This window comes from Actinokineospora diospyrosa, assembly GCF_024171925.1.
GTDB classification, from domain to species: Bacteria; Actinomycetota; Actinomycetes; order Mycobacteriales; family Pseudonocardiaceae; genus Actinokineospora; species Actinokineospora diospyrosa.
The window spans coordinates 123,196-144,335 of record NZ_JAMTCO010000008.1; the positions used below are offsets into that span (position 1 = coordinate 123,196).

A 21,140-nucleotide genomic window follows, 5' to 3' on the forward strand; every position below is an offset into this window, starting at 1 on the left:
TGCGGGTGCTTTCGGGGGTTAGGCGAAGACGCGGAGGGTGTGGTGATCGAAGGGGTGGGTGTGGGGGTGTAGGTGGGCAAGGAGGGTTTCGTAGGCACGGATGGTGTGGGGCTGTTCGGTGTAGAGGTGGGAGTTGTGCAGCGGTAGGTGCAGGACGGTGCGGCGGCTGGTGGTGTGGAGCAGTTGGAATGGTGCTGCGAGGTGGGGGGCCGCGAGGTGGGGGTGGGGTAGGACGTGGATGGTGATGTTGGGGTGGGTGGCGAGGGTGTGGAGGTGGCGGAGTTGGTCTTGAGGGGTGGTGTGGAGGGCTAGGTCGGTGAGGATGACGGTGACGGTGGGTGGGGCGGCGCCGGTGAGAATGGCGGCACGGGCGCGGTGGGTGGCGAGGCGGGCGGGGATGGTGTCGGCGGGGACCAGGGGTGTGGTGGCGAGCAGGGCGCGGTGGTGTTCGGGGGTGTGGAGGATGTCGGGCAGCGCCATCGGGGAGTAGTGGGTAATGGCGCTGCAGTCGTGTTCCAGGTCGTACAGGGTGTTGGCGTAGAGGCCGGTGTCGTGATGGTCGTGCCAGTGGTGCGGGGTGTGGTGGTCGGCGGCGAGGGCTAGAAGCTGGTCGCGATCGCTGCGGTTGGTGTGACCACAGGCGATGAGTAGATGCACCAGGTCCGCTGGCGGGATGTGGCGTTGGCCGTTGAGGTAGCGCGACAGGGTCGAGGGGAGCCAGCCGAGGTGGCGGGCGAGGGTGTTGTTGGTGTGGCCCGCGTTGGTCATGAGATGGCGGAGTTCGCGGCCGAGGATCCAGGTTCGTAGCGTTGTGGCGGGGCTGCGGTGGTGGGTGGTCATGGTTGGGCATCCCGGGGTCGGTGGGTGTTGATCGCGGCGAGGATCTCGTCGAGGCGTCGGTAGATGGCCATGAGGTGTAGGTCCATGGCGTCGAGTTCCGCGCGCGGATCCGCGCCGGGCGGTGCGGTGGGTTCGGGTTCGCGTGGGGATGGGTTGGTGCCTTCGAGGACGGCGGTGAGGTGGTCGGGGTGTAGGTCGAGGACTTGGGAGAGGGCTTCGAGGGTTCGGGTGCTTCGGCGGCGTTGGACGGTGTTGTATTGGATCTCTCGGATGACGGCCTGGGAGACCTGTGACCGTTGGGCGAGTTCGCGTTGACTGACACCGATCTCCCGGATGCGGCGGTCTACAACCTTGGCGACCGCGTTCCAATCTCCGGTCATGTGTCCCCGTCTAGGAGGCTTGTCGTCGCCAGGAGGTGAGCATCAGGTGCAGCTCCCCGGCGAGGATGGCGAGGGCTTCGGCGGCGTGGTTGCGGTAGGTGAGCGTGAGTTGTTGATCCCTTGTGGTGCTGGTCATGGTGATGCTGTCTCGGGAGTGGGTGACGGTGAGCGTCCTTCCGGGGTTGGTGATGGTGGCCGGTCGTGCCCCGGCGTGGCAGGCGACGATCAGGCGATCGGTGTCGGTGGGCGTGAGAACCATGCTGTAGGTGGGGATCGCGGCGGGGTGGATGTGTGCCCTGTGGAGGTTGGGCGCGAGATCGAAGATCGTGGTCGCACGGGTGCCGTCGGGGAGGTCGGCTTTGAGGCACCAGCGGTGGGCGAAGTGGTCGAACACCGGGCCGTGGCGAATGATGAGGGCATGGGCCTCTGGAGTACTGCCGAGCCTGCGCGGCGCCATGGCTAGTCCACGATGGTGCAGTCGTGGAGCTGGCGGACGAGGTTATGGGCCAGCACCCACACGATGGAGGGGTCGGTGTAGCGCAGAACGACCCGGTCGCCGGGGGTGAGACTGGTCGAGCCAGGGCGGAACTGGAGGCCCTGGACACCGGAGACGTCATGGTCGCGGGATCGAACGAGGACGTGGCCGCGCCGCAGGGCAGGGCAATGGCGGGTTGCGGTGTCGATGCAGGGCGGCAGATGGGTGGCTCGGTGACACCCATGCCGTCAGGCCAACCGGGCCAGTCGTCGCGATGGTCGAGCAGGAGCCAGAGGACGCCGTCGGGATTCTGGTCGGCGGGCTCGGCGCAGACCTGGCACAGCAAGCGGCGCATCGCACGGCGCTGGCGGGCCGGGTGGGTCGCACCGAACCTGGGGCGACCAGTGCCCGGAGCTGAGTTCGCGCGAGCCCAGAGGACACCGTGGCGGTCGCGGTCGCCGATGGACTCGTCCCGATAGGCGATGCCACGGCCGAGGGGGCGGCGTGCGAGCTTGTCGAGGTCGGTGACCTCGGCGGACCACCTGGTGATGTAGGGCGTAACGATCGCCAACCCTGAATGCCCTCGATTAGCCGCACTCGGTGGCGACAGGAGCGTGTCAGAAGGCTGTCCATAGGGGTGCATATGTAGTCATCCAGGTTCGTGGAGTGTGCTGGAGAAGTTGCTCCACACTGGATGCATTGCCGTGCAGCGGTCTATATCTACCTCGACATGAGCCATTCCCGCGCAGGAATCTCAGTCGTCGCAGGGCAATTCGCGCAGTGGCCCGTCACCTCATCGGGCGAGTAGACCAGACAGTGACGCTCCTGGGCCAGTAGCGAGCACTCGGGCCGGTTTCGGCTGGGACGCTATGATGCCGATCATGGCTGACTATCTGCAGGTCACGACCGTCGCGGACAGCGAGGAGGCGGCGAAGCGCCTTGCGCGGTCCGCTGTAGCCGCGCGGCTCGCCGCGAGTGCCAACGTGGTTGGCCCCATCGCGTCGGTGTTCTGGCACCTGGGTGAGTTGGGGGAGGGCCAGGAGTGGCAGGTGATCTTGAAGACGACCTCTGTGAGGTTCGTCGAGTTGAGGGACCACCTGCTGGCTGAGCATCCTTGGGAGAATCCCGAGATCTCTGCCGTGCAGATGGTTGCTGGCGCCTCCGCCTACTTTGACTGGTTGGACCGGACTACGCAGTAGCGCCAGCCTATTCGAAGAGTGCCGACACTGGATCGAGCCCCCTATGCTCGCGCAGCCTGTGCATGACTTCTGAGATGAGGGCCAAGGGCCGGACTGATCCCACGCCTCGCGCGAGGTCCATCGACCTCGCCGTGACGTGTGCCGCCTGCTCGACTTCGGAGCTGTCGATGAGCGCGTTGGCCAGGTACGTCAGGTACAAGGACTTGTCGCGTGCGTGAGTCTCGTCGAAGTTCGCCAGGGCGGCTTCCAGTGCGGCAACGGCGTCGTTGGGTCGCCCCAGCGCTGTCCAACACCGGCCCGACATGATCTCGATCTCGTTCTCGTCAACCCAGAACACCCAGTCTGGTTCGGGTCGGTCATCCTGCGCGCGCAGCGCGACTCTGGCGCCTTCCAGGGCCCGGCTGGTTGCCTGGTAGTTGCCAGCGACTGCGTATGTCCACGCCTTGCGTTCCAGAAGCAGCGCTCGAACACGGGGTGTCGCATCCACCTCAGCGGCCGCGAATGATGCCTCAGCGAGGGCGACGTTCGGGCCAGTTGTTCCAACCTCCTGGTATGCCAGGAAAGCGAGTGCGTTACCGGTGAGCGCCGGATCGTTGGCTTCCCGCGCGGCGGAGAGACTGGCCTGGTAGTGCTTCCTGGCCTCAGCGTGCATCCCGGCGTCGAACGCGGCCCAGCCGGTGAGTTGCGCCTGCTCGGCAATGATCTTGATCAGTTCGCGCTCAAGTTGGGGGTTGGAGTGGGCGTGCTTGACATACCCGATCGTCGATGACATTTCCGAAAGGTACAGGTTATACGTGTCGCGACCACCGAGGTGGTTGTCCAGACGGCGCAATCGCGCGGTTCGGTTGGCCAGGTAGTCGAGGTCCGTCGTGCCCGCTCGCGGTGAGAGCGTGCGGTGAAATGGGTCTGTCATACCCAAGAAAGCTCCAGAAGCGACCCGCATAAAGTCGCGCCTGTCCACGTCCATGTCCTCCGTGACGCTGGGCCGCTGTTGGCGGCTCTGTCCTGGCAGATCGAACCACAAGAGGTGCTGCGGTAGGTGTAGCACCTGTGCATAGGCTCGGAGAATGTCGAGATTCTGTTCAGGTTTGCCATTCTCCAGCTTGCTGACCTGTGCCTGGGTCAAGCCGAGCCATCGGCCTAGTAGTTCCTGGTTCAGGGCCTTGCCGAATATCTGCAGGTGCCGGGGGTGGTGGCGATACGCCTTCAGTACCTTCCCGATGTGCTGTGTTTCGAACGCTGATCGGAAGTCGTCCGTCTCGAAGAAGTCACGTCCGGGGCGGGCTGGCTTGCTCAGTTGGTCGCGTTGGTCTCGAAAGCACTTGTTGCACAGCTGTGCGGTGTTGTCGATCGCAAGCGCCGCACCACATGCCGCGCAGCGTCGACCGGCGGTTGTCCGGTCTCCCGTTCCGCGCGGGCTGCGAGTGCTCATCACGGTCCCAGTGTCCGTCTCTAGCTATAAGAACCCGTGATCGAGCGTACACCGGCCCAAGTGGTGACGGATGGTTCGATCACCTCGGCCGAGAGGCGTTAGCCCAGTCGGGTGACTAGTAGTGGTCGAACGGCTGCCAGTTGATACAGGTTGGTCTGCGCTGCGTGAGAAGCCATTGATCCAAGGCTAGTTGGGCGTCCGCTATGGGTATCGCTGCCGTGCGGGGAAACACTGTGCGTGTCGAGCCGTTAAAGATCAACACAAGGTCGGGCGTGGAGAGACGAGGATTGTAGGAGTTCGCGATCGGAGGGTCGCTGTTGGTGTCACTGTGGTTGAGGGCGGCATAGCCCAGTGTGGGCCGCACAGTGACGCGTAGTTGCTGGTCGGGGAACGGGCCGTTCTTGGTCTGGTGGAACTGCTGGTCGCCGAGTAGGAGAATGGTCTCCCATTCGTTGTGGTCCAGGCGAAGGACTTCCGCGATCAGCTCGGTTGATGCCTCAATACCGTGGGCGACCCGTGCCACGCCCGTCGTGAGAGAAGCGGTCAAGATGGTCCGGTCCGACGGTCCATTCAGCTCATCCATGCCTGTTCCGGAAGTGTGTGTGCTGGCGGGGGACGATCCAACCGTGGAACGCCAGCGTGAGCCCTGTCTATGTCAATCTCGACATGTCACATGCTCGTGCGGCATGTGTGCAGCTAGAGCCCTTGCGCACGGGGTCGTTCACCCAATCAGACGTACGGTCCGGCCGGGTATCCTGACCAACGGACTGGCGGCGGCACTCCTGGGGAAGGAACGAGGATGGGCGCACCCGAACACGTCCGTCGTAGCCAGGCGGAGTGGCTTCGGGTTCGGCGGGTTGGGAGTTCGCGTGGGCGCGAGCTGGCGGAGACGGCGGCGTCGTTATATCCGGCTGGGCAACGAGCACCGGGTGGTCATGTACTGACTGGGCCTGGTTGGTTGTTGGACGAACCCACGGAGTTGGACTCGGTGGAGCTCACCTTCTCCGACGCCAGTCTGCCGACACCTGATCTTGGGTCGGTGGATCATGTGCTGCCGCTGAGTGATCGGGGTGATCGTTATGGGAGCTACAGCCGTGCGGTGCGGGACTTGGTGCGGCCGCGGTTGCTGGAGAACCGCCTTAGTTATCGGCTTCTCGACGTGTCCACCGCGGGTGGATATGGGCTGACGTTCGGGACCACGACGTTCTTTGAGGTGTTTGACGCCAAGGAGTATCTGGCTCACGAGTTCAAGGCGGCGTGGTTGGCGGCGGGTGGGTCGGTGCCGACGTGGGACGCCCTGCCGCTGCGGGCAGCGCTGGGGGACCCGTTTGATCCCGCGAGGATGTTGATGTCGCCGGGTATCAGCACTTTGACGATCCGGAAGGATGCGCGTGGTGAGCACCGCTTCGTGGTGCACCAACGCGACGGTAGCGCCGTCGCCGATGGTGGCGAGATGTGCACTGTCATGCCGTCTGGGGAGTTCCAGCCGTCGTCGTTCGCCGCAGTGGATGTGGACAACGACTTTTCGTTGTGGCGCAACATCATGCGCGAGTACTCGGAAGAGTTCCTTGGCAACCCAGAGCATGATGGCTCCGGAGCGAGGTCCATCGACTACGCGGGTGAGGAGCCATTCCGCTCCTTCGAGCAGGCGCGTGCCGATGGTCGCCTCCGGCTCTGGCACTACGGCCTGGTGATGGACCCTCTCACCCTGGGCGCGAGTCAACGGACCGTCGCGGTCGTAGACGGCGAGGTGTTCGACCGCTTGTTCAACGCCTTGGTGGCGACCAACGACGAGGGTCACGTCATCGGCGAGGGAGGTCGAGCGGACATGCCATTCACCTCGGAGGCCATTGATCGGCTGGAACCGCGGTTCTCGGCCAGCTCCCTGACCTTGCTGCGACTGGCCTGGCGCGATCGACACCACTTGCTAGGTTGATCAGGACTAGAACGGCTTCCAGCGAGGCCCGGGTTGCTGTAACCGGATGGATTGCATCCTGGCCGCGAACTCCTCGGCGATCTCTCGGGACTGGCTGATGTTCTGCATCAGCCACGTGGTCATCTTGATCTCATGCACCTGCCGGAGCACGTCGAACCCTGACCATGTGGTGACGTCGAATCCGTATGTGCGAGCGAAGGCGGCGTACTGCTGGTCTAACCACCACCGGGCGGTCACGTACTCGGTAGCCGTCATCGCCAGGTCCCACTCGGGCTGGCCGAATCCGACGTGCTCGAAGTCGATCAGCACCGGGTTGTAGCCGATGACCATGACGTTCTTGATGTGCGCGTCGCCGTGGACGGGGGCCTTGTCCAGCGGAAAGACCAGTCTGTTGACCTCCTCGTCTAGTTCCTTGAACTTTGCGAGGAGATAGGACTTGTCATTGTCGGCGGCCAGGGAGGTCTCAAGGCGTCTGATGACTCGCTCTGTGAAGTCGTATGCGGGCAGCGTGAAGTCTGACGGAGGGGACAGCGAGTGCAGTTGGCGGAGGAGCCGCGCGAGTCTGGTGATGTCCTGCGGTTTCGCATCCGCGCCAGGGATGAGCAGCCATAAGGTAACCGGGTGCCCAAGCGCCTCAATGGGCTGGCCGAGATCAGGGACCACAGTAGCGCCGGGGTAGTCGGCGCTGGCGAGCCACTGGGCTACATGGACCTCGTTGACGGCTTCGTTCCAGTAGTCCATGGATCGGGCGATCCGGACGATAATAGGCTTATTCGCCAGTCGATATAGCGCGTTCTCGCCGGTCCGGATGCGGGTCGCGCCCGTCGAGTTGAGGCCCGCCTTGGTGCAGGCGGCGTCCAGGATGGCACGGGTGACCTGCGGGGAGAAGCATTCGGAACCCTCGCTCGCGTGGTCGCTCACGGATGTCAGGTTACCGGGCACTTCGGCAGCGAGGCAGATCGACATTCATCCTGAGAATATTGCTGGCCGTATATTCATTCTCGGAATGTTGCCATGGCGCGGTCATGTGGTGACCTGTGGATATTCTCGGCCAGAATTATCGCATCCCGAACCGGCATGGGAGATGTTCGCAATCTCAGTCCTACTGGACTCGTCGGCACGCACAAGGCGGGCCGCGAGCAAAGGACTAGTACCAATGACGAACAAACCTTCCCGGCACACGCCATGCCTTTTGTCGATTGCGACTGTGGCGTGGCTTCTCGGCACTGACCGTGGCTGGATCAGTCGAGCAGTTCGGACGGGCACTTTGCCCACCGTCCGGCGTAGGCAGGGGCTGGTCGTTCCGGCGCACGCCTTGGCGCACCTGGCGGATGAGTCGGGTGATGCTCAGCACCTCGACAGCCCTGGTCACGTTGTGCTGATTGATCGGCGCGGCAGCGTGCAGTTCTCTGCTTCCCACTTGATGCCCCCGCTGAGGCGGAACAGCGACCAGAGCGGAACACTTCTGGTTTCCCGCGTGTTGGGCTCGCCCGCTGGACTGGGGCGTGCTCGCGGGCGCACCCGGTGGCGCTACCGTGACGGAATCCAGGGGGATGAACTCCGTGCCCAGGCCGTGCCGATGGACGGCTACCTCTTAGTCGTCAGTGTCACCGGCTGGGCGCCCTGGGAAGAGGGCTTCTCGTTGCCGATCCCGCAGGTCGGACCGGAAGCCGTAGAGCGAGTGTGCGAGGTTCCCGATTGCGGGCACGAGTTCTCATCGTTCGAAGCTCCGTGCGCACGCTGTAAGGCTCCAGCATGTCCGCGGTGCAAGCGCTGCAGTTGCGCCCCGCGCCCTAGGGAGCAGCAGTGCTCCAAGTGCTTCAACGTGCTTCCCGTGCACATCTTCGAGGGTGACCGCTGCCGTGACTGCGCCTAGATGTACTCCGATCGAGTGATCAATGCTCGCCGAGTTAGCTCGTCTGTCCTAGGCGAGGCCGCCAAGCGGCCCACCGCCTCGCAGTGCCGACTTGCGTGGCCGGGCACAACGGTCGGCACGAGAGGACATGAAGCATGAACGACGAGACGTGCTCGTTGGAGGAGTTGATCACGCAGGCCCGCGAGACAGTCGAGGTGACCGACCAGGAGATCGAGGAGGCCCGCGCGCGGAGGCAGATGATCGCCGATGCTCTGCGCCTGGAGTTCCCGGGGTCGTGGGTGTACTTCAACGGCAGCCTTGCCCACGGTGACGCGCTGACCCCGTTGACTGACATCGATCTGGGAATCGTCATCGTCGAGGCCGCAGACACCCACGGTCCGGGGAAGAAGGGGCCGCGGGACCTGATGGACCGCGCGGCCGACGCCATCCGGCGGGAGCTCAAGGCCGACTTCCCGAAGCTCACGGTGCAGGTCGAGGGCTGCACCCGTGCGGTGCTGGTCCGCTTCGGCGACCCGGTGCACGCGGGGGAGAAGGACTTCACCGCGGACGTAATCTGCGCCATCGACAACCCGGATGACCTCGGGCTGTTCATCCCGAAGGTCCCCGGCTGGTCACGCTCGGCGCCAGACGTCCACACCAGCATGGTCCGCCAAGCCATCGAGGACACGAACGTCGGGTTCGCCCACGTGGTACGGCTGCTCAAGCACTGGAACCGGCGCAACGGCAAACCCCTCTGCAGTTGGAACATCAAGGCTCTCGCCCTCGCGTGCATCAACGGCCCGACCACTCAACTCGGCGGGATGCAGGTCTGGTTCGCCCACGCCGCCAGCGCGCTCGACCGGGGGCTGACGGAGGACCCGGCAGGAGTCGCAGAGAAGCCGATCAAGCTCGGGAAGGGGTGGACTCGCACTCAAGTGGTCACGACTCTGCGCGAGGCGGGCAAGCACGTCGACGAGGCCGTTCGGCTTGAGCGCGAGGGCTACCCGCTGCAAGCTGCGGAGCAGATGGCCAAGCTGTTCAACGACGAGGACATGTTCCCCTACCCCGACCGGGGTGCCCTCCACGACGAGGTCGTGCGTCGCTGGAAGGACAAGAGCAGTGTGGGCATCGCCGCTGGGGTCGGTTCGGGTGCGCGCCGACCCCAGGTGCAGGCCCGCAGCTGGGCGCCATGACCACGGCCCAGAGTTGGTGGTACGGGTTCCACCCCGCCTGGCAGGTCGCACTTGAGGCGCAGGCCCGCCGGGAGCACGGCGACGTCCTGCGCCTCCACCTGAACCCCGGTCTCGTCACCTATATAGTGCCGATCGACGTTCCCGGTCGCCGTCGCCCGGTGCCTGCGGCCATTGAGTTCCACCGGAGGCCGTACTACGACTGCTACGGGCTCGCCTCCGAGGACTATCCCCGAGTACATGCCGCACCCGGAGAAACCTCACCGCACAGGATGCCCGACGACGCACTTTGCCTGTACTACCCCGCATCGCCAGCGGACGAGCGGTGGCGTGCCGCTGACGGGCTCCTGGCGTTGATCGACCTGATCCGCAACCACCTGTTCTTCGAGGACTACTGGCGGGCTACCGGCGGGCACCGGCGTGGCATCTGGCTGGGAGCCGAGGCACCACACGGATTCGCGCGAGCGAGGGTGGCATGAGCCCTTCTGCCCTGGTGGCCGGAGCCTTCATCGCAGGCTCCGGCTTCTGGGCAGGGCTGACGGCAATGGGCTTGGTCCCGATCGTCGGGGCGTTCGCCACCCTTGTCGTCGGCACCGTGGCCGCGACCGTGGCGGTGAGGGTGTACAAGGCGCAGCAGAAGGAGCAGCGCAGGCAGGCCAAAGCGGAGTTCTACGCCGAGGCCGTCCGCGCTGTCGAGGACTACATGGAGTGTCCTTACCGCATCCTCCGCAAGGACGGCTCTGCGGCTGCCCGTCGCGAGATCACCCAGCACATCAGCGACGTCAAGTCCCGCATCAGCTTCTACACCGCGCTGTTGGCCATCCATGGGACCCCCGAGGTTCGGGCCGCTTACGACACCTTCGTCGCCGCGGCCCAGCGCGAAGCAGGACCCCAGATGACCGCTGCGTGGGACACCAAACCGGTCAAGAAGGACACCGGCGTACCTCTGCGCACGGCTCCGTTGCCGCGCGTCGTCACCGACGTCGCCCGCGCCGGTCTGCTGAACACCCTCAAAGACGACCTTGATCGGTAACCTGCTGGACTGAGATGTGGCCGTCTTGCCAGGTCTGAGCCAGAACCACTGACGCTACGAAGACAGAAACAATTCCTCTAGTCGATCTCTGGATCATACCAACCACCAACTTCCTGATCTTCTTCACTAGTTTGCGGAAGGCCCTGCTGCTTCCGATTGCACTGAGCAGTGAGATAGCCAGGATGCTGATACATAGCAGTAAACCAGATACGTAGCCGCTTTGGGAATCGAACCCTGCGCTGGACCCAGGCCAAGCAAGACGGACACTGTAAACCTTGTCCAAAGGTACCCAACGCGGAGGGTGTGGTCAACTTTCCGCACACGATCCACTACTTTGGGGTGAATCTGGTAACGCTGACACAGGTTCGAGCGAGCGTGCAGTCGTGAAACCCCGGGCTGCGTTGGCGCTGGTGGTGACGACTTCGGATCCGCCGATCTAGCACGCCAAAGGGTCGTTGGCATGGTGGTTCGATCTTGGAGGAGGAGTTCAGGCGATCTTGCTAGTCGGCGAATGTGCGAGGCCTTTGGTGGCCGACTACAGAACGGTGAATGGGGTGAGTGGGGCGCTGAAGTAGGACGTTGTCGAGACGTAGGACGAGGGTAGCTAGGAGTTGTTCGAGGGCGTCTAGGCGCTCCGCGATGGGGTCCTCTGGTTCCTGCTGGAGTTCGATGCGCGGGATGGGGCCCTTGGCGAGGACTTCGGTTAGATAGAGGGTTGGTAGTTCTAGCGCTTCGGAGAGCGCTTTTAGCGTCTTGGGGCGACGGTGGCGTTCGGTGATGTTGTATTGGATTTCTCGGATGATGGCTTGGGAGAGGCCCGAGCGTTTGGCGAGTTGGACTTGCGTTAGTCGTAGCTCGTACATGCGATCGGAGATGACCTCGGCTACGGCTTGCCAGTTGTTGGGCATCAGGAGACCGCCTTGTCGTGGACGGACACATGTTGTGGGGTTCGGTGGTGAGGTCCGCCAGGGCTGTGGAGGGGTGGCGGCGGGCCGTGAGGGTGAGGCTGTAGGTGGAGACGACGGCAGCGTGGATGTGTGCGGTGTGCAGGCCGGGCTAGGGCGAGGCTGACGCCGTCGGGGGAGTTGGGCTTGGAGGTATCAGCGTGGGTGACGGGGCCGTAGATCGGACCGAGGCGGACGACGAGGAGCCTGGGGCGAGGTGGTTGGGGTGCGGCCGGCTGGTGGCATGGGTCGGCCCTCGGGGGTGAGCGTTGGGATGGCAGCGGGTGTCCTGGGTGGGGACAGGGTGGGCGTGGCGGGGTGGTGCGGCGGGACGGGGTGGGTGGAGGGCTGAGCTGGTGGTTTCTCGGTTGGGACGGGGTGTGGCAGGTTGTCCCGGGGTGGGGGCGGGCTGGTCTTGGAGGCGAGTTGGAGGGGCCGGTGAGGTGGGCCGGGCTGACGGGTGGCTAGGGAGTGGCGGCGTCGAGTTTGGCTAGGGAGGACTGAAGGCTTCGGTGGTGGGGCCGATGATGAAGTCGATCTGCTCTTCGGTGGGGTGGAGGGTGGCGGTCATCTCGCAGTTGTCGCGGATGGCGACCCAGGTGATGACTTTGAGTGGCGCGGTCATGGCTCAGCTTTCGTCGGGTAGGGCGGAGTGGAGGACGTGGCGTTCGTGGGTGTGTTCGATGAGGCGGTAGACGGCGGTGCAGGCGGTTCGGACCAGTTCCTTCTGGGCGTCGAGGGTGGGGGCCGGGGCGGTGCCTTCGTGGGCGTCGATGGAGGCCAGGACGTAGTGGTCGATGGCGGCGGCGGTGTTGCTGAGGTCGGTGACCATGTCGCCGTCGAAGCGCCACGTCGGGTCGCTGGTCATGAGCTGGGGTGCTGGGCCAGCCAGCGGAGCGAGGTGATGACCGTGGTGGCGGTGTCGTCAAGGTTGTCGATCTCGGGGCCGCTGCCCAGCCGGTCCTGTTCGAGCGCGGTAGCGACGGCCTTGACGCAGCGGGTGAGATCGTCGAGGTCCTTGGAGAGGTAGGGGACGCCGGGTGGACGGGGCTGATTTCGCGATCGGAAGGCTGATATCAGCCTGTTGACGATGGTGTTCACCGGCGGTACCTCCTGGGGTGGTCGGCCGGTGCGGTGAGGGCATTGGCCTGGGGTGAAGCGGTGTAGTACCTAGTCAAGGGCCTGCACGCGGCCGGGAACAGAGAACCCGGGTCAGAGGCGCGTGGAAGGTCTGTTGGAACCGGCCGCGGAGTTGGTTTCGGCTGTACGGTTGCCCTGATACCGGAGGTGGTCCGCATGGGGACTGGGCGTCGTCGGGTGGAGTTGGCGGCTGTACGGCGTGGAGCGGGGTTCACGCAGGAGTCATTGGCTGAGGCGCTCGGGGTTGACCGGACGACGGTGATCACATGGGAGGCCGGGAGTCACGCGCCGATGCCGCACGTGAGGCCGCGGTTGGCGCGGCTGCTGGAGCGGTCGTCGGACGAGTTGGATTCGCTGCTGGACGGTCGCCCGAAAGCGGTGGAGTTCGGGCGACCGGATCTCGACGCGGTGTTTTCCTGGTTGGACCGGCTCGCAGGCTGGGATCGTGGGACCAGTCGACGGCGGGTGGGCGAGGAGCTTGTGGACGTCGCACCGCGTCGGGCGGTGGGGCGTGCGGAGATCGCGGACCGGCTGGCGCGCTACTACGGCGGAGACAGCCAGTTCGGGGCCTGGGTTGGATCGGTCGATGTCCTGACCAGCGTGGTGACGTGGCCGGAGTGGCTGGATCTGCGATGTGAGCTGTCACCGCACGGGGACCGTTTGGAGCTCAGCATGGGCGCGGCCGCTCGGTGGGCGATGGACAAACGGGCGGCGGACACTGCCGCGCGCAGGCTCGCGCACGCGGTTGCTGAGGGCACGCGGTTGACGGATGCGCCGGTGTACCGGCTGGTGGAGGCTGACCCGACCAAGGGCTTGGTGCGCGGCCAGGTGGAAGTGGCGTCGTTCCTGGACTACGCGTTGACGGCGGATTTGCTGGAGCGGGAGCTAGGCGAATCGGGCGACGGGCTGCCGCTGCGGGACGCGTGGATGCCGGACCTGGAAGCGGTGTTCGACCTACGGGGGCGGCTGTGTGCCGGTGGGGCGCTGGCGTTGTTCGCGGCGGCGCGCCCGGCGGACCCGTTCCGCGGTGAGGCTGACTATGTACTGCTGGTGCAGGAGCGATCCGGCCAGGTGGTGAACGCGGCTGGGCGGTTGGCGGTGATCCCGAAGGGGTTCCATGGGCCGCTCAACGATGTGCGAGCGGACAGCCGGATCGGGGCGACGTTGCGGCGGGAGCTCGAAGAGGAGCTGTTCGGGCGCGGGGACGTGGATGTCACGGGCGGGCCTGTGCGGGCGGCGGACCCGATGCACCGGGAGCGGTTGTCGGCGCCGATGCGGTGGTTGAGTGAGGATCCGGCGCGGTGGCGGATGGAGTGCACGGGGTTCGGACTGAACTTGGTGAGCGGGAACTACGAGTTCGCGTGCCTGGTCGTCATCGAGGACGAGGAATTCTGGGAGCGATTCGGAGGACAGATCGAAGCGAATTGGGAGTCCGCCGGATTGCGGCAGTACTCATCACGAGATGGGGAATCGCTCGAAAAACTGATCGCGGATGACACGTGGAGCAACGAAGGCGTGTTCGCGATGGTGCAGGGGCTCCGGCGGTTGCGGGAGATCGGCGGTGACCGGGTGCGGGTGCCGCCGGTGGAGTGGCGGCTAGGCGGCTGAGGGCCAGCGGACGGTCATGACCACGGAGTCCGCGAGGGCTTCCCAGGAGTGATCGACACCGGCGCCCCACATGACGTAGTCGCCAGGGCGGGCCATGGTGTGGTGCCCGCCGGTGAGGTCCACGCGGAAGCGGCCGCTGACCAGGACGACCAAGGTGGTGCGCTGGTCGTCGGAGGTCCACTCGGGGCGCTTGTCGCCTGCCGGGTGGGTGCCCCACTTGAACTCGACGTCCTTCGAGGAGCGGACACCCTCGGACGGGTCGATGAAGTGGCCGACGAGCCAGCCGCGAGTGTCGGTGGTGTCGTCTGCGGCGTTGCCGCTGGACCAGGCGGTGGTCACTCGGTGATCTCCCAGTCGAGGGGTGGCAGGGCGACCCGGGTGGGGTCGAGTTCGACGAGGCGTCGCAGGCCCTGGAGCATGGCGAACAGTCCCTCGTTGCTCCACGCTACATCACCGAGAAGGTCGCCAATGATGTCCGGGTCCTGTGTGGAATAGCGGCGGAGGGATGTCGATTCCCAGTTCGCTTCGACCATTCCGCCGAATTGTGGCCAGAAGTCTTCGTCCTGGATGACGATGAGGCTGGCGAACTCGTAGTTCCCGCTGACCAGGTTGAGGCCGAAGCCGGTGCATTCCATGCGGAGGCGGCCGGGGTGGGCGAGGAGCCAGCGCAGCGGTTCGGACAGGCGGCTGGGGTGCATGGGGTCGGCGCTGCGTTGGTCGCCGATGGTGCTGTCGATGTCGGCGCGGCCGAACAGTTCCTCTTCCATCTCGCGGCGGAGGGTGGCGCCGACCTGGGCGTCCGCGCGGATGTCGGTGACGGGCTGGTGGAAGCCCTTGGGGATGACCGCAAGGCGGCGGGCGGCGTTGACGACGTGGCCGGAGCGTTCCTGGATCAACAGGAGGTAGTCGGCTGGGCCGCGGAACGGGTCTGCGGGGCGGGCGATGGCGGTGAGGGCCAGTGCGCCACCCGCGCAGAGACGGCTACCGACGTCGAGGACGGCAGGCAGGTTGGGCAGGTAGCGGTCGCGCAGGGGCAGAGCGGTCGAGCCTGCGGTGATCGCGTCGATGAGTTCGGCTTCGAGGAGGTCGAGGGTTAGGGCGTACTCGACGAACGAGGCGATACCGGCCGTGCCCTCGATGCGCTGCAGGCCGACGTCGATGCTGGTCAAGCGGTACAGGGGCGCGTTGACCAGGCGAGTTTCGAGCGTGAGGGTTTCCGCGAGCCGGTTGATGGCCGCGTCAGCATCGAGGTCGGCGGCATGGGACGAGGTTGCGGTGGCCCGGATGCGGTCGTTGCTCGCGATCAAGGGAACGGCGATGTCGAGCCAGTCCGGGCGGGTCACGATGCTGGTGGTCAGGAGCTGGTGGCCGAAGTGCGCGCGGTACAGGGGCGTCGGGCCGTAGTAGGCGGTGAGAGCGTCGGCGATGTCGCGTTGGCTGATGCGGGCGCGGTGGTGGCCGCGGTCTTGGAGCTGGTGCGGGTCGAGCTGAGCGGCGCGTGCTGCCACACGGGTGCGGGCGGTGCCTGGAGTCCAACCCGCTTGAGCGTCGACCCAGTCGAGGGCGGCGACGATGTTCGGATCGAGCTGGAGGCGGTCGCTGGTCGGCGGGCTGGTGAGATCGGCGAAGCGGGCCTGAGCGTCCGGTGCCGCTTGGGCTAGGGCCCTGTCGAGGAGCTGTTGCATCTCGGACTGTGGCTTGACCGTGGGCTTCTGGTGCCAGGCCGCGACTGTGCGGGGCGAGATGCCGAGGTGGGCGGCGAAGGCTTCTTGACTGAGGCGTAGCGCGCTCTGGAGGGCAGCAGCGGTGCGGCCGGTCCACGGGCTACGCATCTCCGCGCCCGGGTTCTGCGGGGTTCTTGCGGTGTTTGTGCGGCGCTTGTTCATGGGAGCAAGCGCCGTTTCGGCCTTGAATCAGAGGTATGGAAAGCACCTCACTCGCCACCGGTATTTCGCAATACCGCGCGCAGATCGGCTTGGATGCCGTCGAGCACGGTAGCGATCTCGGCGACGCGCCTTTCCAGACTGTCCAGTCGGGACACGACGGGATCAGGCAGGGGTGGGGTGCGACCGTTCAGAACCGCGTCCAAGTGTTGTGGGTGCAGGCTGAGCGTGACCGAGAGGGCTTCGAGGGTTCGCGCGCTGCGGCGGCGTTCGACGGTGTTGAGCTGCAACTCCCGCACGATGGCTTGGGAGACCTGCGAGCGTTCGGCGAGTTCACGTTGGCGCAGGCCGAGTGCGTCCGCGCGCTCGTTGATGACCCTCGCGACTGCCGCCCAGTCTTCCGCCACGCATTCCTCCGTGCTCCGCCTCGCGGCCGACATTAGCGCCTTGACCTCTTAGCGCGCCGCTCAAACGACGCGGCGGACGAACGCGCCCATGGGGCGCTCTATTTACCGCTTACGGGCGGTTCTAAATCACTCTTCGACTGGCGGGTGCGTTGTGAGCGACGAGCAATGGTTGATCGGGATCGCGTGGCGGCTGGACCGGTTGCGGTGGGTGCCGACGTCGGTGTTGGACGAGGTGGTGCGCCGGGATGGCGATATGGGGGAGTCGGACTGGGCGGGGACGGACAGGGAGGTCGCGGCGCGGTTGTGCGCGGGGTGCCCGGTGCGGGACGAGTGCCTGGAGTTGGAGTTGCGCACGACCGGTGAGGCGACGGTGGGGGTGTTCGGCGGGCTCGGGGATGAGGACCGGCGAGCGTTGTATCCGCACTGGTTGCGGCGCGGGGAGCGAGTCGAACGGGGGCCGCTGACATGATCGAGTTCACGACTCTGCACGTGGTCGCGGCTGCTGGCGGCCTGCTCGTGTTGCTCGGGGTGTGGCGGTCTGGTGCCCGGCGGGCTCGGGCGGCGGCTGAGGCGACCCGGAGTGGGGCGCGGTTGGTGTCGCTGGTCGGGCGGGTGTTGTTCAACGCCGGGTTGATCGTGGCTGTTCAGTGGGTGGTGATCACTCACCCGGGGAGTCCGTGGTTGCTGCTGGCGGTGCTCGGGTTGCCTGCCCTGTTCGCGGCGTACGCGTTGACCAGGGCGTTGACGGTGACCACGGTCGATACGTCGAGGCGGCGGCGATGAGCGGGGAGTTGGAGCGCGCCGTGCTGGACGGAGAGTTGCTGCCGGTCCGACGGGTTTCGTGGTGGTGGCGGTCGACCTGGGTGCCGGTGTGGCTCAAGAGCTGGCGGGACTTCCTGGCGGTGGTGCTGGTGGCGCCGTGGCGGTTCGTGGGTGCCGTAGTGCGGGGGCTGATCGCGGTGGGCCGGTGGTGGCGTCGGTGGGTGACGGTGCGGGACTACCGGGAGGCTGCCGAGTCGTCGGAGAAGTTGGCGGACAAGTTCGAGCCGATCCGGGCGTTGACGTTGTTCCGGTGGAAGGTCACCGCGGCCGTGGTCGTGGCTGGCGTGGTCCTGGTGGCGGTGTTGGACCTGGTCTATGGGGTGCTGTGGGAGATCGTCGCCGCGGCGGCTGTGGGGTTGGCGGTGCTGGGGCGGCGTCGTGAGGGGAGTCCGGGGCGGCGGGCGGTGTTGGCGGGGCCGCGGGCGTTGACGTGGACGATGGACCCGCAGGTGCTGATCGACGCGTTCCGGGACGCGAAGCTCATCGGCAAGGACGAGACGCTACGGCTGGTCGAGCGTGCCCGGCGCGATGGTGTCGGGTGGGCGGTGACGGTCGATCTGCCCGCGACGCGCAAGGCAGTGGACGTGATCCGGAATCGGGACGCGTTGGCGTCGGCGCTGGCGGTCGATGAGGTCCAGTTGAGTGTGGAACGGGTGCGCGGCAACGGCGGGCACGCGGGTCGGGTGGCGATGTGGGTTGCCGATGCGGACCCGTACACGACTCCACCGGTGCGCACGCCGCTGCTGGAGGCGGAGCGGTGGGACGCGTGGCGGCCGGTCCCGTTCGGACAGGACGCGCGGGACCGGCGGGTGGACTTGCCGTTGGTGTGGACATCGCTTCTGGTGGGCGCGATTCCGCGCCAGGGTAAGACGTTCGCGGCTCGACTCGCTGCGGCCGGGTTGATCCTGGACCCGCACACCCGGCTGTACGTGGCGGACTTCAAGGCCGGTAAGGACTGGGACGCCGCTGGCCAGGTCGCGCACCGGTTCATGTCTGGCGATGAAGCTGAGCACGTCGTGGCATTGGTCGGCTGGTTGATCGAGTTGGTCGGCGAGGTGCAGGCCCGGTATCGGCGGATGCGGGCGCTGGACGACGTGACGTGCCCCGAGTCGAAGGTGACTCCAGCGATGTCGCACGACCCGGGGTTCGCGATCACCGCGCTGTTCGTCGATGAGGTCCAAGTGCCGCTGGAGGACCGAACGCAGATCAAGGTGCAGGACCGGCGGGTCACGGCGGGCGAGTACATCGGCGAGCTGCTGACCTGGTTGGCGAAGAAAGGGCCGGCGGCGGGGCTCGTGCTGGTGCTGGCCACGCAACGGCCGGACTCCAAGACCATCCCGTCCGGGCTGCGGGCGGTGATGGGCTCGCGGTTCGCACTGCGGGTCATGGACTGGCGGGACTCGAACATCGTGCTCGGGGAGCAGATGAACACCCGCGGCTACGACAGCAGTCGCCTACTCGCCGCGCACAAGGGCGTGGGCATCCTCCGCCCGGACGGCGAGACGCAGACGGACGGGCTCGCGGTCACGGTGCGGACCTACTACATGCCCAACGAGAACTGGCGAACCATCTGCGCGCGTGGCCGGGAGCTACGGGAGACGGAAGGCACCCTGACCGGTCATGCCGCCGGACAGGACGCCACGCTGGTCTTGGACCATGCGGCAGCGGCCAAAGCCATTGGCGCGGGCACTGGGCCGGTGTGGCGGCCGGACGGGTTGCCGGAACCGTTGGACGCGGTCGTGGCCTACCTCGGAGACGACCTGGAGTCGCGCGAGTTCGTCCCGACCTCGGAACTGGTGGACGCCCTCGACGTCGAACCGACCGCCTTCGCCCGACAGATGGCGACCCTGGGTTGTCGGCCGGTGCGCAACCGCATTCCAATGGAGGACGGCGAAGTCAGGCGTGTCCGCGGCTACCTCACCACCGACATCCGCGCGGCGATCCTGGCCGGTGATTTCAGCTCATCGAGTGATGAGCCATGAACAGCCCGGATGACCTGGTCGTGCGCTTCCCGGCCGATCTACCTGAGCTGAACCAGCGTGCTTGTCGGGCACTCCTTGCCATACTGGTCGAGCTGACCACCATGGAACCGCCGAGTGAGGTCGACGATGACTCTTGAAATCAGCCGTGACCCGTGGTCGACACTCGACGACCTGATGGGCATCGAGGTCACCGACCTGGTCGACGACGGGATCGGCGACTTGGGGTTCTATGGCCGCTGCTCCACCGAGGGCAACCAAGACCCCGAGACCTCCCACGGCTGGCAGCACGGCAACGCCAACAAGTTCATCGGCCCACTCGGCGGGCGGATCGTGGCCGACTTCTTCGACATCGGCCAGTCGCGGTCTGTGCCTTGGGAGCGGCGGAAGGAAGGCGCCGGCTGTTGGCCGCACTCAAGGACCCTGCCCGCACCTGGACCGGGATCGTGGTCGGCGAGGGCACTCGGTGCTGGTTCGGCAATCAGTTCTCCCTGATCGCGCCTCGGTTCGAGGCGTACGGGGTGGACCTGTGGGTGCCGGAGTTGGGCGGCAAGTACGACTCGCGCAATCCGTCGCACAAGATGCTGATGAGCGTGTTGGGCGGGATGAGCGAGTCCGAGCGCCAACACGTCCAAGCCCGAGTCCGCGCTGCGATGGATGCCCAGGTGGTCAACGAGGGCCGCCACCAGGGCGGACGGGCTCCCTACGGCTACGTTACCGTCAACGGCGGTGTCCACCCGAACCCGCGCAAGGCCGCCGAGGGCTTCCACCTGCGGGTTCTGGTGATCGACGAGCCAGCCGCTGAGGTCGTCCGTCGGATCTTCGCCGCCTACCTCGACGGCAATGGTGACCGCGCCATCGCGAACGCACTCAACCGCGACGGCGTCCCTTGTCCCTCAGCGGCCCGCCCGGAGCAGAACCGGCACCGGCTCGCCGACGGCTGGCAGGCCAGCGCCGTCCGAGCGATCCTGGAGAACCCCCGCTACACCGGCTACGCCGTATTCGGCCGCTGGGTGAAGCAAGAGGTCCTAGCCGACCCGGACGACGTCGCAGCCGGACACGTCACCAAGTTCCGCCGCGCATCGGCGGACCGGATCGTGCGCTCCCGCACGCAAGCCCACCCCGTGATCGTGTCGGTCGAAACCTTCACCGAGGTCCAACTACTCCGCCGATCCAAGGGCGCCGGTGGCCTGGAATCACGCAGCAAACTTGAACGCGGCCCGAAGGCGACGAAACGCGTATACGCGCTGCGTGGTCGAGTCCGGTGTGGTCACTGCGAACGCCGCATGGAAGGAACCCCGCGAGAAGCCCGCATCTACTACCGGTGTGCCGCCCGCTCCATCGTCCCCGGATCACCGATCCTGGCGACACACCCGAAGAACATCTATCTCCCCGAAAGTGCCGTACTCCCGCACCTCAACGACTGGATCAGCGGACTACTCGCTCCCAAGAACCGCGACACCACCGTGGCGGCCCTAGTCGGTGCCCAACCCGGCAATACGACCAACACCCGCACCGAACCTCTGCGGCAACGCATCAAGGACGCCGAGACCCGGCTACGTAGGCTCCAAGCCGCCATCGAGGCAGGCGCCAACCCGACCGCCCTGGTTGACGCGCTCAACCGCGCGGAGGCTGAGCGGGACGCGGCGCGTGTCGAACTCGATGCCCTGCCCAGCGCGCGGACTATCAGCGCTGCCGAGGTGGACGCGATGATCGACTACCTCGACACCATCGGTCGCCAGGTCAACGACACCAGCCCTGCCAAGCTGCAAGAGCTGTACACGGCCCTTGACCTGGAACTCCTCTACAACGCAGAAGACCGGATGCTCAACGTCAGCATCCGGTCCGGTAGGGGTAATAAGCGTGTCCGAGGGGGGACTTGAACCCCCACGCCCGTTAAGGGCACTAGCACCTCAAGCTAGCGCGTCTGCCATTCCGCCACCCGGACTCGCGGGGGCTGGCCCCGCGTGGTGTGGGCATACCTTATCCGATGCTGTGGACCTCTCCCAAACCGGGG

General features: G+C 66.1%; 24 protein-coding genes and 1 tRNA gene. 12 read left to right on the forward strand and 13 right to left on the reverse strand.

The features are described from left to right. Window positions 1–18 precede the first annotated feature (18 nt). From LV75_RS16650 to LV75_RS16660, 3 genes are read right to left on the reverse strand one after another with little or no spacing between them, the layout of a single operon-like run. Entirely contained in the window at window positions 19–840 is an 822-nt protein-coding gene (locus tag LV75_RS16650) for a helix-turn-helix domain-containing protein (protein ID WP_301319316.1), read from the reverse strand. Continuing rightward, window positions 837–1,220: a helix-turn-helix domain-containing protein gene (locus LV75_RS16655; protein ID WP_253887828.1), complete on the reverse strand. Its 384-nt coding sequence runs from the start codon at window positions 1,218–1,220 to the stop codon at window positions 837–839. Before LV75_RS16655 ends, LV75_RS16650 begins: the two co-directional genes overlap by 4 nt. Before the next feature lie 10 nt (window positions 1,221–1,230). Then, window positions 1,231–1,677 (reverse strand): hypothetical protein, encoded by a 447-nt coding sequence (locus tag LV75_RS16660; protein ID WP_253887829.1) that lies wholly within the window; start codon window positions 1,675–1,677, stop codon window positions 1,231–1,233. An 899-nt stretch (window positions 1,678–2,576) separates the two neighbouring features. On the opposite strand from LV75_RS16660, the gene cutA reads away from it, so the two are divergent. Next, entirely contained in the window at window positions 2,577–2,894 is a 318-nt protein-coding gene (gene cutA / locus LV75_RS16665; protein WP_253887830.1) for a divalent-cation tolerance protein CutA, read from the forward strand. Between the two features lie 7 nt (window positions 2,895–2,901). Here the strand turns inward: cutA and LV75_RS16670 are convergent, their stop codons facing one another. Both LV75_RS16670 and LV75_RS16675 read right to left on the reverse strand, forming a co-directional pair. Continuing rightward, on the reverse strand, window positions 2,902–4,326 hold the full coding sequence (locus tag LV75_RS16670; RefSeq protein ID WP_253887831.1) for a helix-turn-helix domain-containing protein: 1,425 nt from the start codon (window positions 4,324–4,326) through the stop codon (window positions 2,902–2,904). 115 nt (window positions 4,327–4,441) lie between these two features. Continuing rightward, window positions 4,442–4,909, reverse strand: coding sequence for an Imm1 family immunity protein (locus LV75_RS16675; RefSeq protein WP_253887832.1), 468 nt, complete (start codon window positions 4,907–4,909; stop codon window positions 4,442–4,444). Window positions 4,910–5,314: 405 nt separating this feature from the next. Here LV75_RS16675 and LV75_RS16680 point away from each other — a divergent pair, with 405 nt between their 5' ends. Then, complete coding sequence (locus tag LV75_RS16680; RefSeq protein WP_253887833.1) at window positions 5,315–6,262, forward strand: hypothetical protein; 948 nt, start codon at window positions 5,315–5,317, stop codon at window positions 6,260–6,262. A gap of 6 nt (window positions 6,263–6,268) precedes the next feature. Here the strand turns inward: LV75_RS16680 and LV75_RS16685 are convergent, their stop codons facing one another. Further along, window positions 6,269–7,183 carry a phosphotransferase gene (locus tag LV75_RS16685; protein ID WP_253887834.1) on the reverse strand — a complete coding sequence of 305 codons (915 nt, stop codon included), beginning with the start codon at window positions 7,181–7,183 and terminating at the stop codon, window positions 6,269–6,271. Window positions 7,184–8,272: 1,089 nt separating this feature from the next. On the opposite strand from LV75_RS16685, the gene LV75_RS16690 reads away from it, so the two are divergent. The 3 genes from LV75_RS16690 to LV75_RS16700 are packed head-to-tail and all read left to right on the forward strand — an operon-like array spanning window position 8,273 to window position 10,340. Further along, the gene (locus tag LV75_RS16690; RefSeq protein WP_253887835.1) at window positions 8,273–9,310 is read left to right on the forward strand and encodes a nucleotidyltransferase family protein; all 1,038 of its coding nucleotides are present in this window, start codon (window positions 8,273–8,275) and stop codon (window positions 9,308–9,310) included. Beyond that, a complete protein-coding gene (locus LV75_RS16695; protein WP_253887836.1) occupies window positions 9,307–9,786 on the forward strand; it encodes a hypothetical protein in 480 nt (159 codons plus the stop codon). The genes LV75_RS16690 and LV75_RS16695 overlap by 4 nt, the downstream gene beginning before the upstream one ends. Continuing rightward, on the forward strand, window positions 9,783–10,340 hold the full coding sequence (locus LV75_RS16700) for a hypothetical protein (RefSeq protein WP_253887837.1): 558 nt from the start codon (window positions 9,783–9,785) through the stop codon (window positions 10,338–10,340). Before LV75_RS16695 ends, LV75_RS16700 begins: the two co-directional genes overlap by 4 nt. A gap of 1,434 nt (window positions 10,341–11,774) precedes the next feature. Here the strand turns inward: LV75_RS16700 and LV75_RS34935 are convergent. Genes LV75_RS34935 through LV75_RS16710 form a run of 3 tightly spaced genes read right to left on the reverse strand, consistent with a single transcriptional unit; the run spans window position 11,775 to window position 12,385 of the window. After that, window positions 11,775–11,909 (reverse strand): hypothetical protein, encoded by a 135-nt coding sequence (locus tag LV75_RS34935; RefSeq protein ID WP_301319318.1) that lies wholly within the window; start codon window positions 11,907–11,909, stop codon window positions 11,775–11,777. Window positions 11,910–11,912: 3 nt separating this feature from the next. Beyond that, window positions 11,913–12,152: a hypothetical protein gene (locus LV75_RS16705; protein ID WP_253887838.1), complete on the reverse strand. Its 240-nt coding sequence runs from the start codon at window positions 12,150–12,152 to the stop codon at window positions 11,913–11,915. After that, entirely contained in the window at window positions 12,149–12,385 is a 237-nt protein-coding gene (locus LV75_RS16710; protein ID WP_253887839.1) for a hypothetical protein, read from the reverse strand. The genes LV75_RS16705 and LV75_RS16710 overlap by 4 nt, the downstream gene beginning before the upstream one ends. A gap of 195 nt (window positions 12,386–12,580) precedes the next feature. On the opposite strand from LV75_RS16710, the gene LV75_RS16715 reads away from it, so the two are divergent. Then, a complete protein-coding gene (locus LV75_RS16715) occupies window positions 12,581–14,032 on the forward strand; it encodes a helix-turn-helix transcriptional regulator (RefSeq protein WP_253887840.1) in 1,452 nt (483 codons plus the stop codon). On the opposite strand, the gene LV75_RS16720 is transcribed toward LV75_RS16715, so the two are convergent. The 3 genes from LV75_RS16720 to LV75_RS16730 form a co-directional block, all read right to left on the reverse strand. Beyond that, window positions 14,021–14,371, reverse strand: coding sequence for a signal peptidase I (locus tag LV75_RS16720; protein ID WP_253887841.1), 351 nt, complete (start codon window positions 14,369–14,371; stop codon window positions 14,021–14,023). The genes LV75_RS16715 and LV75_RS16720 overlap by 12 nt on opposite strands. After that, on the reverse strand, window positions 14,368–15,864 hold the full coding sequence (locus tag LV75_RS16725; RefSeq protein ID WP_253887842.1) for a helix-turn-helix domain-containing protein: 1,497 nt from the start codon (window positions 15,862–15,864) through the stop codon (window positions 14,368–14,370). Before LV75_RS16725 ends, LV75_RS16720 begins: the two co-directional genes overlap by 4 nt. A 101-nt stretch (window positions 15,865–15,965) precedes the next feature. Next, on the reverse strand, window positions 15,966–16,322 hold the full coding sequence (locus LV75_RS16730; RefSeq protein ID WP_253887843.1) for an XRE family transcriptional regulator: 357 nt from the start codon (window positions 16,320–16,322) through the stop codon (window positions 15,966–15,968). Between the two features lie 151 nt (window positions 16,323–16,473). On the opposite strand from LV75_RS16730, the gene LV75_RS16735 reads away from it, so the two are divergent. The 6 genes from LV75_RS16735 to LV75_RS16760 are packed head-to-tail and all read left to right on the forward strand — an operon-like array spanning window position 16,474 to window position 21,006. Next, on the forward strand, window positions 16,474–16,791 hold the full coding sequence (locus LV75_RS16735) for a WhiB family transcriptional regulator (RefSeq protein ID WP_253887844.1): 318 nt from the start codon (window positions 16,474–16,476) through the stop codon (window positions 16,789–16,791). Next, the gene (locus LV75_RS16740) at window positions 16,788–17,105 is read left to right on the forward strand and encodes a hypothetical protein (protein ID WP_253887845.1); all 318 of its coding nucleotides are present in this window, start codon (window positions 16,788–16,790) and stop codon (window positions 17,103–17,105) included. Before LV75_RS16735 ends, LV75_RS16740 begins: the two co-directional genes overlap by 4 nt. Beyond that, window positions 17,102–19,126, forward strand: a complete 2,025-nt coding sequence (locus LV75_RS16745; RefSeq protein WP_253887846.1) for an FtsK/SpoIIIE domain-containing protein — start codon at window positions 17,102–17,104, stop codon at window positions 19,124–19,126. The genes LV75_RS16740 and LV75_RS16745 overlap by 4 nt, the downstream gene beginning before the upstream one ends. Further along, window positions 19,123–19,263, forward strand: coding sequence for a hypothetical protein (locus tag LV75_RS16750; RefSeq protein WP_253887847.1), 141 nt, complete (start codon window positions 19,123–19,125; stop codon window positions 19,261–19,263). Before LV75_RS16745 ends, LV75_RS16750 begins: the two co-directional genes overlap by 4 nt. Beyond that, on the forward strand, window positions 19,253–19,618 hold the full coding sequence (locus tag LV75_RS16755) for a hypothetical protein (protein WP_253887848.1): 366 nt from the start codon (window positions 19,253–19,255) through the stop codon (window positions 19,616–19,618). The genes LV75_RS16750 and LV75_RS16755 overlap by 11 nt, the downstream gene beginning before the upstream one ends. Continuing rightward, entirely contained in the window at window positions 19,528–21,006 is a 1,479-nt protein-coding gene (locus LV75_RS16760) for a recombinase family protein (protein WP_253887849.1), read from the forward strand. Before LV75_RS16755 ends, LV75_RS16760 begins: the two co-directional genes overlap by 91 nt. Here LV75_RS16760 and LV75_RS16765 read toward each other — a convergent pair. After that, window positions 20,988–21,071: transfer RNA gene (locus tag LV75_RS16765), tRNA-Leu, on the reverse strand. The genes LV75_RS16760 and LV75_RS16765 overlap by 19 nt on opposite strands. Between the last annotated feature and the right edge of the window lie 69 nt (window positions 21,072–21,140).